Origin of the sequence: Paenibacillus sp. cl6col, from assembly GCF_900102125.1 — a bacterium.
Taxonomy (GTDB): domain Bacteria; phylum Bacillota; class Bacilli; order Paenibacillales; family Paenibacillaceae; genus Paenibacillus_B; species Paenibacillus_B suaedae.
Map to the genome: position 1 here is coordinate 307,291 of NZ_FNAZ01000001.1, position 15,545 is coordinate 322,835.

14 protein-coding genes are annotated in these 15,545 nt (G+C 45.1%); 7 read left to right on the top strand and 7 right to left on the bottom strand.

What is annotated here, in order from left to right:
• Positions 1-13 precede the first annotated feature (13 nt).
• From BLS15_RS01315 to BLS15_RS01335, 5 genes are all read left to right on the top strand, one after another.
• Entirely contained in the window at positions 14-547 is a 534-nt protein-coding gene (locus tag BLS15_RS01315) for an RNA polymerase sigma factor (protein ID WP_021254433.1), read from the top strand.
• Entirely contained in the window at positions 547-1,956 is a 1,410-nt protein-coding gene (locus BLS15_RS01320; RefSeq protein ID WP_090509466.1) for a DUF4179 domain-containing protein, read from the top strand. The genes BLS15_RS01315 and BLS15_RS01320 overlap by 1 nt, the downstream gene beginning before the upstream one ends.
• 118 nt (positions 1,957-2,074) lie before the next feature.
• On the top strand, positions 2,075-2,287 hold the full coding sequence (locus BLS15_RS01325) for a hypothetical protein (RefSeq protein WP_090509470.1): 213 nt from the start codon (positions 2,075-2,077) through the stop codon (positions 2,285-2,287).
• A gap of 178 nt (positions 2,288-2,465) precedes the next feature.
• Positions 2,466-3,698 (top strand): aminopeptidase, encoded by a 1,233-nt coding sequence (locus tag BLS15_RS01330; protein ID WP_090509475.1) that lies wholly within the window; start codon positions 2,466-2,468, stop codon positions 3,696-3,698.
• A 182-nt stretch (positions 3,699-3,880) separates the two neighbouring features.
• Positions 3,881-5,059 (top strand): MFS transporter, encoded by a 1,179-nt coding sequence (locus BLS15_RS01335; protein WP_090509479.1) that lies wholly within the window; start codon positions 3,881-3,883, stop codon positions 5,057-5,059.
• Between the two features lie 161 nt (positions 5,060-5,220).
• Here BLS15_RS01335 and BLS15_RS01340 read toward each other — a convergent pair whose 3' ends face one another.
• The 5 genes from BLS15_RS01340 to BLS15_RS01360 are packed head-to-tail and all read right to left on the bottom strand — an operon-like array spanning position 5,221 to position 10,077.
• Positions 5,221-5,778, bottom strand: a complete 558-nt coding sequence (locus BLS15_RS01340; protein ID WP_254777275.1) for a MarR family winged helix-turn-helix transcriptional regulator — start codon at positions 5,776-5,778, stop codon at positions 5,221-5,223.
• 60 nt (positions 5,779-5,838) lie between these two features.
• Entirely contained in the window at positions 5,839-6,978 is a 1,140-nt protein-coding gene (locus tag BLS15_RS01345) for a toxic anion resistance protein (RefSeq protein WP_065290356.1), read from the bottom strand.
• Positions 6,979-7,001: 23 nt separating this feature from the next.
• Positions 7,002-8,687, bottom strand: coding sequence for a vWA domain-containing protein (locus BLS15_RS01350; protein WP_090509488.1), 1,686 nt, complete (start codon positions 8,685-8,687; stop codon positions 7,002-7,004).
• A gap of 12 nt (positions 8,688-8,699) precedes the next feature.
• Complete coding sequence (locus BLS15_RS01355; protein ID WP_254777259.1) at positions 8,700-9,440, bottom strand: hypothetical protein; 741 nt, start codon at positions 9,438-9,440, stop codon at positions 8,700-8,702.
• 52 nt (positions 9,441-9,492) lie between these two features.
• The gene (locus tag BLS15_RS01360; RefSeq protein WP_090509494.1) at positions 9,493-10,077 is read right to left on the bottom strand and encodes a helix-turn-helix domain-containing protein; all 585 of its coding nucleotides are present in this window, start codon (positions 10,075-10,077) and stop codon (positions 9,493-9,495) included.
• 291 nt (positions 10,078-10,368) lie between these two features.
• On the opposite strand from BLS15_RS01360, the gene BLS15_RS01365 reads away from it, so the two are divergent.
• A complete protein-coding gene (locus tag BLS15_RS01365) occupies positions 10,369-11,190 on the top strand; it encodes an AraC family transcriptional regulator (RefSeq protein WP_139170620.1) in 822 nt (273 codons plus the stop codon).
• On the opposite strand, the gene BLS15_RS01370 is transcribed toward BLS15_RS01365, so the two are convergent.
• Both BLS15_RS01370 and BLS15_RS01375 read right to left on the bottom strand, forming a co-directional pair.
• Entirely contained in the window at positions 11,131-12,372 is a 1,242-nt protein-coding gene (locus BLS15_RS01370) for an MFS transporter (protein ID WP_090509502.1), read from the bottom strand. The genes BLS15_RS01365 and BLS15_RS01370 overlap by 60 nt on opposite strands.
• 203 nt (positions 12,373-12,575) lie before the next feature.
• Entirely contained in the window at positions 12,576-14,867 is a 2,292-nt protein-coding gene (locus BLS15_RS01375) for a hypothetical protein (RefSeq protein ID WP_090509507.1), read from the bottom strand.
• Positions 14,868-15,212: 345 nt separating this feature from the next.
• On the opposite strand from BLS15_RS01375, the gene BLS15_RS01380 reads away from it, so the two are divergent.
• A complete protein-coding gene (locus BLS15_RS01380; protein ID WP_021257568.1) occupies positions 15,213-15,482 on the top strand; it encodes a YciI family protein in 270 nt (89 codons plus the stop codon).
• The last annotated feature ends 63 nt before the right edge of the window (positions 15,483-15,545 follow it).

Consider the following 15,545-nt stretch of genomic DNA (forward strand, 5'->3'; position numbering starts at 1 on the left):
GGAGATCACCACTGTGCAGCAGCCAGAACAACTCGCAGCACGAGCTTGCAAGGGGGACAAGGAAGCATTTGGCACACTTATTCGCGCCTATGAAGCCCCCCTATACAGAGTGGCCAAGTCAATTGTACATTCCGATGAAGATTGTGCAGATGCCATACAAGAAGCCGTGCTTAAAGCATATCGTTCCATCCATTCGCTGCGCGAGCCGAAATATTTCAAAACCTGGCTCGTTCGCATCCTTGTGAATGAATGCCGAACATTGCTGCGAAAGAAAAAACAAACCGTACCCTTCGTTGAACTGCAGCACTCGAAGGCCGAAGCTAGCGAGTACGAACATATCGAAACACTGGAAGTCGTCAACGCGTTGGAAGAAGACCTGCGAATCGTTGTAACACTGTTCTATATTGAGGATTTGCCGCTTAAGGAGGTAGCCGATATGCTGGATCAGCCTGTTGGCACCGTGAAGTCTCGCCTGTTCCGCGCCAGAAACAAGCTAGCGGACATGCTTCATATCTCACGTGAGAATGGAAAGGAGCTAATGATTTAATGGATTCGAATATCGACGAACAAATCCGTACGCACCTAACCGGCAATCTCAGCTCTGAAATCCCTGAGCTCGTGAAATCGCGATTAGAGCAAACACTGCAATTGCTGGAGACGGAACCCATGCCGATCCAGCATCGGACTCATTCCCGCCATCGGAAAGCTTGGTTCGTTGCGGCCGCAGTCGTGCTCGCAATTGGGGGAACATTAGCTTCCGGATTCATTTCACCCGCTATGGCTGAAACGCTCAGAAAGGTGCCGTTCATCGGTCAAATCTTTGAGGCACTCGGCGATAACGCCTTGCAGGATGCGAATCGGAAAGGATTGTCCCTTCCCGTCAATCTGAGCGCAACGGATCAAGGCATTACGCTGACCATTACCGAGGTGTTGTATGATGGCGTGGAAATTAAGCTTGGCATACAGGAAAGCTCGATGAGCAAGCTTCCTATTATATTGGATCGGTCGAACAGATATGAAATTGTGAAGAGCAAGACTCAGGAGGATCCAGCATATGCGCTGGATATTTGGTACCATGCTGGGTCAAATGTGCGCTCGGAAACCTCCACGAAAAACATCGGAATATTATCGTTCGAATCGATGCTCGGTACGGAACCGGATCGAGACGCCAAAATATCGAAAGAATTCCCGCTGCCGATCACGATTAAGAAGGTCGGAGATGTGGAAGGAAACTGGAAGTTCGAAATTCCCGTCAAATGGAATGCGTCCCTGACGAAAAAAATCCCTGTTAATAAGACCAACAAGGCGCCTGACGGCATTGGCTCCATCACGCTTCAGTCCGTCGTTACTTCGCCGCTAGGAACCGAGATTCGATTCAAGACCGCAGAAGCCTCCCCATCGACTTCTTCTAGCTGGAGCGGATTCAACAGCGACTATATGGTTGTGGATGAGAACGGATATATTATTTCATCTGCAGGCGGTCATGGCGGGCCAGGCAATCAAATGCAATCGAATATTGTAGAAATGAAACATACGAAAAAGTATGATCCAATACCCGAGCGCTCCAAGACGCTCATATTCAAGCCCTATAAATCGGGAAGACGGTATGGCGATACAGCGATCACGCTGAATCCAAGTGCGCTTCCACTGACGCTGCAGCAGGGAGAGGTTGGCTCCGTTACGGTGAACAGCATGGCATTCGAAGAGGACAGAGTCGTTATTCAATATGATGTGAACGGCAACGACCCTGTAGGCCAGAAACTTGCCATGGAGTTCATCCAAGACGGAAAACGAGTATTTAGCGACAATTCCAAGCTGCTGCGTGTGAACAACGGCGTATATTCGTACGTTGGCGAATATCCGTTCCAGAAAGAAATGCCCATTAAGCTGTATTCAAGCAAGCTGCGCAAAGCGACCTTTTATAAGGAGCTTGAATTCCAAGTCCCAATACGGTAAAAATATAGAGAAGTAAATTTCGACAACTCCTACTGTTCATTTCAGCAAGAATCGTTCATAATGAGGATGAGATGGAGTCAACATCTTACCGATCTATTTGCCGCACGGGGGTGATACGATGACTGAGCACATGGAGAACCAGGGTAATGCTGAAGCAACGGAGAGCAAGAAAGTAAGCTTGGTGGATGCCGCGAAGCGCATGCTGCAGCAGAAGAAACAAGCCCAAGGGAAATCGCAAGGCGTGCACAAGCATCAGGAATCTGGCCAACCAACAATGAAGAGCCAGAATACGAAGAAGATTAACAATCAACGCAAGCGTATGGGTGTGTAAGCCTATAGAGGGGTGGGATCTCAGAATTCATGTTCTGAGGTTCAGCCCCTTTTTCATGTTACAGCCTACAGACTATTGCACCAGAAACTTTGCTGCAACCCCTCCAATAATGGTATATTGAGAACATACTGAGGAATGACTTCAGATTTATGAATTCAAGGAACAGAGGTGGCTACCCATGGTAAATTTCGAGCAACAATTAGAAAAGTATGCTGAACTTATCGTAAAGGTCGGCGTCAACGTACAGAAGGATCAAGATGTATTCGTTAATAGTTCTATCGAAGTCGCTCCACTTGCCCGCCTCGTTGCCAGCAAGGCATATGAAGCAGGCGCACGCAACGTACATATCGATTGGTCGGATGAGGCTACAACTCGCTTGAAATTCGAGAAGGCATCAGACGACGTGTTCACTCAATTCCCAGAATGGGAAGCATTGAAGCGCAATACCTTCGTGGATAAGGGTGCTGCATTCATCTCTATCGTCTCCTCCAGCCCAGACTTGCTGAAGGGTGTGGATCCACAGCGGATCGGCAATAACCAAAAGGCATCTGGACAAGCACTGGAGCACTTCCGCCAATGCGTTCAAGCGAACAAAGTAAGCTGGACAGTTGTTGCAGCTTCTTCCCGCGATTGGGCAGCCAAAGTATTCCCTGGCGTAGCTGTAGAAGAAGCGGTTGAGAAGTTGTGGGAAGCGATCTTCCAATCCATTCGCCTGAATTCCGACAACCCGGTTCAAGCTTGGACGGAACATAACGAAACATTGCATAAGAAAGTTGAAGTATTGAACAGCAAGCACTTCCACAAGCTGCACTACACAGCTCCTGGAACGGACTTGACGATCGAATTGCCTGAGAAGCATCTGTGGGTAGGCGCAGGCAGCGTCAACGAGAAAGATGTGCCGTTCATGGCGAACATGCCAACAGAAGAAGTATTTACAGTTCCTCATAAGCTCGGCGTGAACGGCTATGTATCAAGCACGAAGCCGCTTAGCTATGGCGGCAACCTGATCGACAACTTCAAGATCACGTTCGAAAATGGCCGTATCGTGAAGGTAGAAGCTGAACAAGGCCAAGAAATCCTGCAGCAGCTCGTCGACACAGACGAAGGCTCGCACTTCTTGGGTGAAGTGGCGCTTGTGCCGCATCAATCCCCAATCTCGGAATCGAACATCTTGTTCTACAACACGTTGTTCGATGAGAATGCATCCAACCACTTGGCTATCGGAAGCGGCTATGCATTCAACGTAGAAGGCGGAACGAAGATGTCTCAAGAAGAGCTGGAAGAGAGCGGCGTAAACCGCAGTATTACGCACGTGGACTTCATGATCGGCTCTGCGGATATGGACATTGACGGCATTCTTAAGGATGGCACAACAGAGCCAATCTTCCGCAAGGGCAACTGGGCAATCTAATATTGGGCAAGCAGAGCAGTAGAAGCAGAACGCTTCTACTGCTTTTTTTATCGCAATAACGTATTGCTCTCCCCGTTCTACTGCCGCATAATGGGAGAATAAGACAGAAGCAAGAGCGGAAGCGCACAAGATTCCTCCTCTCTCGCTCTGAATCTATTTCAGAATCCGAGGTGTCCTCCTCCATGCGCATATGGCACGATTTCAAGCTATTTCTGCGAATAAAAGGCGCTCTGCATCTCGTCCTTACCTTGTTCCTGTACGGCATCGGCATGGGGATTCTAGCCCCCATGAACGCGATTTATTTGCGGGAATCATTAGGGCTTGGCAAGGTAGAGATTGCGTCTATTTTCGCAATTTCCTTACTTCTGAACATGGTACTTACGATTGGTGTCGGCATTGTTAGCGATTCCATGAAACGCAAGAAGACGATTCCTCTGCTCGCGTCTGTCGTCTGTATGATCGGCCTCGTCATCTATATGAATGCAGACAGCTATGCGCAGGCGCTGATCGGGATGGCTCTCGCCACCGCTCCTTCCGGCATGATTATGGGACAGCTGTTCGCGATGGCTCGGAATCATGTCACACGGCTTGCTCCTGATATTGTAGAAATGGCGCAAATCTGGATGCGCGCCACGTACAGCGTCGGATTCTTTACTGGGCTGCTCGTCGGAGCTAACCTGTACTTGCTGGCGACCTTCCACGGTGTACTGTGGGGCAATCTTGCAGGATACGCCTCCTTGTTCCTGCTGCTCTTGTTCTATAAGGAGATTACGCTCGATTCTTCAATTGCATCCGCCAAAGCAGGCGAGCCCTTCTCCCTCATCATGCTCTTTGCCATTCTGCTCCTATCGTGTGCGGATGCCATACGCGGCTTGTATTTGCCGCTTGTGGTGAACGAGCAATTCGGCGATCCGCGATTGATGTCCTTCATATGGAGCATACAAGCCGTGTTCGAGCTCCTATTCATGACCATGGCAGGCTATTGGGCCGCCAAGTATGGAAGCAAGCCCATTATTATGCTTGGTGGATTGTTCGCTCTAATCACCTATATTGCTTATTGCACGAGCGATTCCTTGACGGTATTTTTCCTCATGCAGCCGTTATACTCTTTCTTCGTTTCGGTTCTGTACGGCGTAGCAATGGGCTACGTGCAGCGCATGTTCATACATAAAGCAGGCTTCGGCGCTAGTTTGTACGTGTTCATTTCGCAAACAGCCTCCTTAATTGGCTACTTCCTGCCGCTCTTCATAGATGGTGTCACGCCGCAAATCTTCTGGATTCCGGCTGCGCTTATCGTTGTTTCCATGGGGTTGATGACAAGAGCGTTATACGTGGGGAGGCAGCAACAGCTGTCTGCTTAAGCGGAAGGAAATTGAAGAAACTCGGCATCAATGATAAATACTATTTTCCATCACTATATAAATAAAAACCGGAAATAAAAATGAATATTGGTAAGAGAAGATACGATAAGAGATTAACGGAATGAATTGTAATTAGATTATCTAACTATATGAATAAAAAATTATCTTCCTGCTCCTAGTCGCTTTTCCATGTTTGTATTAAGCTTAACGAGCACTTTTTTTAACAACGCCTGCTCCTCTTTATCTAGTTCTTCAACAAGAGATGCACAAGTAGACCAAAATGTAGGCAGCACTTCCTTCACAAACCTACTCCCTTCGGAGCTGATACGAACGTGGGTCATGCGCCCGTCCTTGGCATAGGGTTCCCGAATGATCCAATTTCTTTTTTCCAACCAGTTCAATAATGCCGTAACGGAGGATCGGCGAATCCCTAATCGATCGGCAAGGGATGAAGGCGTGACGAGATCCTGCCCTTCATGCAGTGATAATAGTAATAACAGATCCAGCTTGCTTTCGGTAATGTCGAAAGCGGATAATTGAATATCCATCAGATCCAAGGTATTATCTCCGAGCCAAAGCATAATAAGTCCTAAAGACGCTGATTCCCGATCCGTATCGGGAGAAGTTGTACGATCCATTAATTCTAAATAAGGTGAAGTTCCAAGCCTGGGCAACTGTTGTTCTGTCGGATACTCCTTGGCGGGCTTTCTGTTCGGCAACACAAAAAGACTGCCTACCGGCAGTCTTTCGTATTTGCATCATCACTTATATATGCATAATTACAAGCCGAGCTTCTGTCCACGTTCCCAGCGCTGAATCTGTTTCTCGCCGTTGTCAGCAAGCTCCCGGAACTGGTCGATTGTATCGCGCATCTTAGGCAGGGCTTCCTGCTTGTAGGAGCTAATCGAATCCAAAGCAGACAGAACATCCGTAAAAGCCTGCTTCAAAGTTTCCGCAGAAATATTCGTTTGCAGCGACTGCTTATGAATTTGAACGCCTTGGTCTTTCAGCATGCGAGAAGTACCCGCAATCAACTCGTTTGTCGTTTGATTCAACAATTCAATTTTCTGTAGCACAATCTTCTGATTATACAAGGCACTGGCTACGGTAACCGCAATCTTCAGTGCAGAGATCGTAACGTTCTTCGCCCGGTCGACACCGCGAATCAACTCTTTATTATTGCGGATAACAACCTCCATCGCCATAATCCCCTGTTGGTTGACGACCATCATCTGCTGCATATCCATGACACGCTGACGAAGCGGGAACAGCACTTCTTCCGTAATGAACCGAATCTTCTCCGGATCTTCATTGCGGGATTGCGCTGCTTCAATCTGTGATTGAATCGAGTCATCCATCAAGGAGCCCAGCTCGATTTCTTTCTTCAGCTTCTTAGTCAAATCACGCAAGGCAAGCTGTTCAATTTCGAGGGTCGTGTTGTCATTTTTCAAGGTAACTTTCCCTTTATCCAATGAAGTTACGATTTCCGCAATCATGGTATCTGCCTTCTGATACTTCAAGAAATACGTACGAAGCGGATTGAACAGCTTCCCTAGAAACCCAGTTTTCGTAAAGTCAATGACGCTCGGATCGAGATCCTTCAGCTGCTGATGCAGCTCGACCAATCCCTTCGCAACCGGGCCCCCTTCGTCCCCTTTTTTCGATAAATCGCCTACGGAAACCTGCAAGGCATTGTTCTTCGTCGAAGAGGAACGCATAGTGTTCATGCCAAAACTGTCTATCGATTGCAGAATATCCTTTCGATTCTCTAAGGAATCCAGATCTAAATTCATAATTGCTGCCACATTCGAATCCGCTTGTGCCTGAAGCTTCGCAACTTCCTCAGGAACTGGTTTTACCTCTTGCTCAATTTCCTTTTGAATTTCTTCCGGACTTGCAACTTCCATCGTAAATGACATTGGAATCCCCCTTTAGACTCATGCTACATTTGCACGTTGAACAGGTTTGCGATTTTATAGACCACATCATCGGTATCTGCATTAATGCTCGCTGCCTCGTTAATGCTGGAAATGCTCTGCAGCGCTTGAATATCCGCGTTATAGCCAATGGTGTAAATCGGAACTTTAAACGTTTCGATAAGCTCCTTAATGTCCTTAAGCGAGTGGCCGCGATTCGTCTCGCCATCACTCAGCACGAAGATCATCGGCTTGATGTTCGGATTGACGGCCTTCTCTTCTTGCAGCATTTTCAAGGCAACAATAATTCCGTCGAAGGTAGCCGTGCCGCCATCTGCTTGAAGGCTGTTGACCGCACCAACGAACAAGGAGCGCTGTGTGGTGTCATACTTCTTGATAGGCAAATTAATCGTGACATCATTCGAATAGGATACGAGACCGATACTGTTGTCTTTCCCTAAATTCTTTTGTCCTTTAAGCAGTGATTCCTTCAGTCGATTCAGCGGTTCTCCCGCCATGCTTCCCGATACGTCAGTAACAAAGACAGCCGCGATTGGCTTGCCGCCATTTTTCTTGTCTTTCCACAATTTCTGTGCGGAGGCCAACAAGCTGCCTTTCACAACGGGCATTTCCGATTTATAATTATCGAGCTCATTGAAACCTTTTTGTTGAGCCTTCTTCTGATATTTCTCCTGCAACGCGAATTCTCCGAACTTCTTGACGATGTCCAATTTCCCTTTAGGCAGGTTCCCAATCGCATACAACGGGTTGTCATGTCTAATTCCGAAAGGTGTGAACACGTACTCATTTTTCAGTTCATCCGTATTGATATACGTTTGATACTCCAATACAAACCCATCCAGCACACCCGACTTCGCTGCATCACGCATTTGCGTCGTTGTCGAAGCGAGAAACGGGATATTTTCTTGGAATTTCTCAAATCCTTGAACTGCTTTATCACTCAACAAATTCGACTTGTCGAATGTACTGAGTGCCGTAACTAGAAAATTAATTCCTGTAGAACTGGAGAATGGATCCGTATATCCCATGCTGAACTCGTTGTTCGAGATGGCTTCCGTCACCGTTTTGACATTTACCGCTCCGTATGAAGAGATGAGTGCATCATGCTTGGATTTTGAGATCACAATGCCTGGAACATTGCCCGCGAGTCGCTTGCTGATAAGCTCCGTCTTTACGCCGCTTGATTTGATCATCTCGCCAAACAGCTCATTCGAAGGTGTATAGGCATCAGGCATATATTTGCCGGATCGGATATAGTCCGCAGCTGTACCGGAAGCTATATTTCGAATCTTCACAGAAACAGGCTTCCCGTTCACTTGGATCTTCGCATTATTGAACTCGGTTGCCACATCCGCCAGCCAGCTGTCCATGCCTGTGCCGCCTTTTTCCGTTGACGTGAAGATCTCAACAAATTGATTCGTCGTATTCTTCACCGTAATCGGGAACTTCGATATATCCGGCAGGGTATCGCCCACATCGGCTGGACTAATATCGATCTGCCCCTTTACTGGAGCTTCGGTCGACACAGATACGTTCGCATACAGTTTATTCAACTGTTTGGTCGCATCTTCTGTCGTAACCTGTGATTTGCTTTTTCCTAGGTTGGAGGTCAACGTCACCCCTACATAAATGAGAATAAATACAAAAATTAAAGCAAAGACAGATATCACTAACTTCTTCTTTCCCGCCATTCGCTGCACCTCTCACGCTTTATAGTATTTGGTTTGCTTGATTAATGCGTCCAATTCCTGCATGCATGCTAATTGTTCAATATCCTCAGGCTCCACATTGTCCAAGCTGGATATCTCAAGCAGAAGGCGATCCAACTTGACTAAGATTTCTTCATTATTCGTAAGAGCGTTTTTCATAGATGTGAGGTAATCGTTATATACTTTTGCTTTCTTCTGGGATAGTTCAATAGATAGGCCTGACATCTTGTGATTGGCGACCCGATCGAATTCAGTCTCGTCAAATACACTAAGGATGTTCAGGATATTTCGAATATTTTGGTAGAATAAGTTCTCCACATCAAGTGCAACGGACGCGAACTTAGAGAAGCTTAATTCCGACTCGTTAAATCTCTGCTTCAGTACTTGGAAAAACGTACTCTTCCGCTTCTGCATCCGTTCCATCTGTTCCAGCCCAATGCTGATCTCTTCTTCAATACCCTTGGTTTCTCGATATTGGGACAGGCGTTCTACATACTCTTCATGCGTTCTAATTTCTTTCACAGGTATGACAACAGGCTTCTTGAACAAGAACTGATAGATTCCATTAATGAGAATCCATGCACTGGCTACAAGCAAGGTAATCCCCGTTGCTGTGGAGAGAGCGCTCGCTCCGATCTGCACGCCTAAGAAGCCTGGTGAGAGTACGAGGACATTTACAGCAGCTACCACTAGCATTAGACCTACTAGCTTGATCACATTTGTGTTGGACAACATTCCATCCTCCTCTGCAAATCGTATAGGAACAAGTTACGTGTACGCTGGTGTATTAGATTTCATATGCCTTACGATGGCGCCGTGCAATGGTCGATAAGGAGTTGTGATGTGTGTCATGAATGTCATCAGATTGTTCTAGAATTAATCCTTCTTGAACGAAATACGTATGGATCTCCATCCACTGGTTTTTCATCACTGCATTGTATCTACGTTGCATTCCAGAAAAAGTAACAAGCAAAATGCCATCCGATTTGCGAATCTCGTGTGGATAGAACTCGCCGCGTTCCAAGGCTTTACGAATGGTCGCTCCCCCGCCATCAATGCCCCACAGCCGAGCTGCTTCCGATAATCCGAATACTTCATTGACACTGATCCCATTCGGCGAGTAGGAAGACAGAGGGCCTTGAATCATCGCAAGTCCGGCTGCATCAAAACGCTGCTTATGCCTATGCAGGCATTCCCCATGATCATCATATGCCGTTACGGAAATGACTACTTCCCCATCATGTTCTAAGAATCTGCGAACCATGTGCAATTCCGTTAATGCTGTGTGCTGATCTCCAGCAGGAAATATGGATGCAGGCCACAGTCTTTCTCCATTCGGCAAAATGACCTGAAAACATGTTAGTTGCCCCATACATTCCTCCACGAATGTTCCAAGTTATGGTTCAATATTAAGAAAATAATACCATCGTCACGAAGTCGTGACAATGCAAATATTGGATGCCATTGGCCTATAAGGAAGAAGAGAATAGGAAGTGCTTACCTATTTAATAAATGAATCTAAGACTAAAGTCAGCATATCTTACTCAAGAAAGAACAAAACCCTCTACGAATAATAATCGTAGAAGGTTCGCTATTTGAAACAATAATCGTATTTGACATGGTAAACTATAATGTAAATTTCAGTATAGTGATGGTGATGTAATTGTCTATCATTTTACAAGCTACACAGGGTTTGTTACTATCCACAAATCAAAAAAAATGCGAAAGCAAATGGCGAAATGACTGTTCTTATAAGCTTATCTATTCTATAAAAGGATCTATGTATTACCAGACCGAGAGAAGCGACATTTTCTTATCTAACAATGAATTTATTCTTCTTAACCCGAATGAGTTGCATAGACAAATTTCAGTGGATAATCATAAATTTGTAATAGAACTTGATCCAACATTTTTAAATCAACTGACGGCTGATATTTCATGTATTAAAGATAATATTTCTTTCGCTCTTACTGTTCAAAAACATCCATTAGTCCAGAAATGGGTCCATTTTATAAATGATTATGTACAAATAGAAGAAGGTAACGAAAGTCATTCAGTAGAGTTATTTTTAGACCATAGCTTCACTCAGTTAGCATTAATGATATGTAAAGTTATGGTTGGTACACATTCGTCTGACATTAACATACAGCCATTTAAAGAAATTCACCCTGCACTATACAAAACAATGAACGTTATAAAAGAAGACTTCCAACATGCCTGGAGCCTAGATGAAATGGCAGGGATTTTAAATATAAGCAAATTTCAGTTTGCCCATCTTTTTAAGGAGTACATTGGAATTTCGCCCTTTTCGTGGCTTCAACTATATCGCATTATCAGAAGTCAAGACATGCTTATCCATACCAAGAAATCGATTGTAGATATTTCATATAGTTGTGGATTTTCTTCCATCTCTGTTTATAATCAGCTATTTAAACGTCTCTACGGAATCACGCCTAGTTTTTTTCGAAGGAAATATGCGAAATAAATAGACAAACGAGCCGATAACCATCATACTTCCACAAAAAACAAAAATATACCGAATTTCCACAAGAGAGGATAGTGCGCCAAACAAGCTCAACGAGAGCACATTAGAACCATATAAGAGAACTGCATTGAAACTAAACGCTCTGCCTAATTTATTGACTGGTATCCATGTTTGAATAAGATAAACCCGTGCTAAACCAGAAATAGGAAGCCCAATAGCTGCGATCAGTATACCAATAAAATAGGTTGACAGATGAGTTGCAAATCCTAATACAAGTATACCAACACCCCATACAATAGAACCGATTAGATAAGTCGTGAGGGTCAGCTTTTTCCAAAGAAAAGGGATGACGATATTAACTGTAATCACACCAGCACCATACCACCCCATTAAAAGACTGTAAAGCTGCTCACCATTATTTTGGGTTTCCAGTAGTTGTAACAATAATCCGACCTGCCATACCCAAGTATGAAAGAACACAATCAAAAAAGTTACAAACAACAATGTTCTGATCGTATATTCACCTTTTACCCAGTTAAAGAAATCTTTTATAGAGTTAAAAATACCATCAGTTTTATTCAACAAGTTGTCTGTAGCATCGTTATTATCTTTCCAATGAAGTTTTAAAATGAAAAATGCACTGATTAAATACGTTAAGGCATCAATTGTGAAGAAATGAATGATTTGTCCTGAATGTAACAGACCAATACTAAATATTGGTCCAAGCATTTGTACACCTCTTGTCACAATATCAAATAAGCTATTTGTAGCTGTTCGATCTTCTACAGAAGTAATGAGAGGCAACACAGCTCTGTAAGCTGGATTATAAAAGCATCCTAGACTTTGAATTAGGAAACTCACAACGATTAAATGCCAAAAACCTAAGAGATTCATTTGATAAATAAAGACCAAAGAAAGAATAATAGGTACTCGTATAATGTCTATCCACAGTAATAAACGTTTTTTGTTTACGGAGTCAGCAATTACTCCGCCAGCTAGTCCGAATAAAAGGTATGGAGCAGCTTGTGTAATAGCCATAACTGTGGTCAGAATGCTGGATTGTGTTCGTTCATACGATAAAAAAAGGAAAGCAAGTCCTGTAATCACATTTCCTAATTGGGAAATCCCTGCTCCCGCCAAATAGAACAAAATCATTCGATTCTTCAGTACACTGCTATACACTGTCATCACCTCATTTAAAAAGTTACAGTGTATCCTTCTCTTCTTCTATCTTCATCTTGCTGCATTTTCTTTCAATATTTACTTACCTCAGCAATAAAATATAGTCCGAGCAGATACGTTCTACCCCGGATGCTAGATATAAAAAAACAGATAAAAAAGGTCAACCAGAAATATCTGGCTGACCTTATAATAAGCTACATAAATCAATTCGCCTTGGCATGTGCAATGATTTGATCTTGATTATTCCACAAGAGATGACGCAAATTGGATTTGGATCCCTCGATGAAATAGAACGGAATCTGGTTCTGCTTTGCGATCTCCACACAGTCCCAGTATGCTTGATGCGAAGTTGCCGTAAGCAATAAGAACAGTGCGGACGAACGCTTCAGATCATGGAATATCCGCTTCGGATTTTTCCCATTCTCATGTACGAGAGTAGCCCCCGTCTCCGCCACTACCTCTTCGAACCATTTCTTCAATCCACCGACAATCGTAATCTGGTGGCCTTCTAGGAATGGCTCTGGCTTCTCATATTCCTTCTTCGCTTGTGCCTTCGCAGCACGTGCGACACTCTGAACTGCTGCGCCGCTGCTCGCTGTACGCTTCACTTCCAGTTCGGAGATGGGCTGCGCCCGATATAAGCGGGACAGGCGCGCTACTTGCTTCCCAATCTCTACGTTAAATGAGCAAGGATCCCCATCCTTCGGTGTACGAATGGCCACATCCCGTTCATGCAGCGGGAAGCGGTGCTGCGGGTCATTCAGATCGACGCAATACCAGGTAAAATGCTCTCCAAGGTGCACATAGCCATCATATTGAACAATGGAGCTGTTACTGTCATCCCCTTGAAGCAGCAGTTCAATCTCGTATTGCGTTGGATCATGCTGCTTTGGACGGCACAATACTCCTGCTTCGTGCTGCAATTGATGCTGCAGGACAAGACTTTCGGTAATATTAAACGTCTGTCCCGTCTCCAATACAATATACCCGCCATGATCACGGCGGAAGAACGTCCCATTCAACCCGCCCTCGTCAGTTACAGACAAGCCATCAGGGTAGGAGCCTCCTTCCAATGCCGCAAAGGGTTCTGCATACCCGCTGCCTTCACGTCGCTCCAGAACCGCAGTGCCGCTGCTTTCTAATGCGCAAGCCGATTCTGCGTACGGCATTGAATCATGGCGCTGCCGTGCATGTACACTTGCAGAACGCTCCTCGCATTCTTCCTGCTGAGCCAATTCCGAATGCTCACGAATGGAACCGCTTCGTTCAGCAGGATGCTCATTCCGTCTCTCGATGAATTGCTCAAGCTCATCAATGAGCGCAAGAGACTCTCGTATCTTCTGTCTTCCATCCTTGCCGGATTGGACGACCGTATTGCGAGCCGCATGAACGGTGTCTTCCACATCGGTATACAGCAATTGAATGATATCCTGAATAGAGGAAGTTAACGACTTGGGACGAAGTACCTCAACTTTCGCAGCAGCAGCGGATTTCTTGGCTTGTACAACCTGCCTGTTCAATTCATCGTTGTCCGCCCTTAGCGCGTTCACCTGTCTGCGCAGTTGGTTCAGCTTCTCCTCATGTCCAAGCAGCTCACTGCGTACGGACTGCGTCTGTTCTTCTCTCGCGGCTAGCTCCTGCTGCATCAGCTCGGAGTCCTTCTGCAGCTTGCTGCGCTCCTGACGGATCACTCGCAGCTCTTCGTTGCGCTGCGCAAGAAGTGATTCCAGCTCTTGAATATGTAAGTCCTTATCCTGCTGCACTTGTCCGCTCTCCTGCTGAACAAGCTGAAGCTGAGCATCGATATCAGTCAATTGGCGATTCAGCCGATGAATCTGCTTCTCCGTCTTCCCCAGCGACAGTTCAGCCTGCTTGCGCAAATGCGTCTCATGGTTCAATTTCTTCTTCAATTCAATGATTCGCTGCTCCAATTCAAGTGATGGTTCTGTGGATTCCATAGACGGCTCCGCTTCCGCAGGCAATGAGGAGGACTCATCTGTCAAATGCAGGACGGTATTGCTAGAGCCTTCCGAGCTTCCATCCTCACTCTCCAGTGCCTCCATGGACTGTTTCCACAATGCTTCCTGCTCTGTTCTTCCTGGATGGAAATAAAGCGACCAATAATAATGCCAAAATCCATGTTCAGCAATAATTGCTTCACGACGTGCAAGGAACGATTCAAGAGTATTCTCATCTTCCTCTTCTAGAACGATCATAAGCTGCTTTATCAACGAGGTAATCAATGTATATTTACGATTAAAATGATCTTGTCTGGATTTTACGTATTTGCGTATCTCTTTAATAAATAAAATAGTGGGCATGCTTTTTGAGGTGCGAACCGAGGGTAAATGCAAATCTACCGCCATTTCTCGCCTTGCCGCACCCGACATTTCCTTAAACAGAGCTACTAACTTATCCATTGATATAGTCTGTGTCAGCTCTTCTTCTATAAAGTCTTTGTACTTTTGTACTTCTTCTGCTATTTCAGTTCGCATTGAAAACCCTCCCATGGATAAAAATCAAGATGTCTATCATCTGCCGTTCATTGAACTCGATGCAGTCCCTAAGAAGAGTTGTCATTTAAATTAGGATCTTTTAGAATACAGGTACTATTACTATAATTTATATCATAGAGAACATAGATTTCAACTGCTCTCACAAGAAAAGTAATCGCCCTTTTCCGCACTGCAACCGCCTTTTTCATCTAATGCTGTCGATTTGTATTCCTTGACGTCAGTTGAATGATTTTTTCGTCGAAATATAGAACCCCTTCCGCATGCTTGTCCATTTGATATAATGAATTCAAGAACGACTAAGGGAATAGGAGAGGAGTATCCAACATGGCTTATTTTGCAGCAATCTTGGAAATGCAGGATGAGAGTAAAAACTTGACGTATCGTCCACATCACTTGGAGTACTTGGAACAGCTCGGCAAAGAGGGAAAGGTATTCGCCAAGGGGCCGTTCGGAGATGGCTCTGGGGGTATGGTCATTTATATTGCTGACAATGTGGAAGAAGCTAAGCAATTGGCTGAAAATGATCCCTATGTGCAAGAAGGCGTACGCAAGCTGGATTTGCGCGAATGGAAGCTGCAGCTCGTTCAGGCATAAACCGCTTCAGGATTCGCTTGCTGTACGAATCGCAATCATGCCCCACTGGGTTGTCCCGGTGCG

Excerpts from the sequence above, each read along its gene's own strand:
- BLS15_RS01320 (WP_090509466.1), top strand. The coding sequence starts at position 547 with ATGGATTCGAATATCGACGAACAAATCCGTACGCACCTAACCGGCAAT.
- BLS15_RS01325 (WP_090509470.1), top strand. The coding sequence starts at position 2,075 with ATGACTGAGCACATGGAGAACCAGGGTAATGCTGAAGCAACGGAGAGC.
- BLS15_RS01330 (WP_090509475.1), top strand. The coding sequence starts at position 2,466 with ATGGTAAATTTCGAGCAACAATTAGAAAAGTATGCTGAACTTATCGTA.
- BLS15_RS01335 (WP_090509479.1), top strand. The coding sequence starts at position 3,881 with ATGCGCATATGGCACGATTTCAAGCTATTTCTGCGAATAAAAGGCGCT.
- BLS15_RS01345 (WP_065290356.1), bottom strand. The coding sequence starts at position 6,978 with ATGTCATTTACGATGGAAGTTGCAAGTCCGGAAGAAATTCAAAAGGAA.
- BLS15_RS01350 (WP_090509488.1), bottom strand. The coding sequence starts at position 8,687 with ATGGCGGGAAAGAAGAAGTTAGTGATATCTGTCTTTGCTTTAATTTTT.
- BLS15_RS01355 (WP_254777259.1), bottom strand. The coding sequence starts at position 9,440 with ATGTTGTCCAACACAAATGTGATCAAGCTAGTAGGTCTAATGCTAGTG.
- BLS15_RS01360 (WP_090509494.1), bottom strand. The coding sequence starts at position 10,077 with ATGGGGCAACTAACATGTTTTCAGGTCATTTTGCCGAATGGAGAAAGA.
- BLS15_RS01375 (WP_090509507.1), bottom strand. The coding sequence starts at position 14,867 with ATGCGAACTGAAATAGCAGAAGAAGTACAAAAGTACAAAGACTTTATA.
- BLS15_RS01380 (WP_021257568.1), top strand. The coding sequence starts at position 15,213 with ATGGCTTATTTTGCAGCAATCTTGGAAATGCAGGATGAGAGTAAAAAC.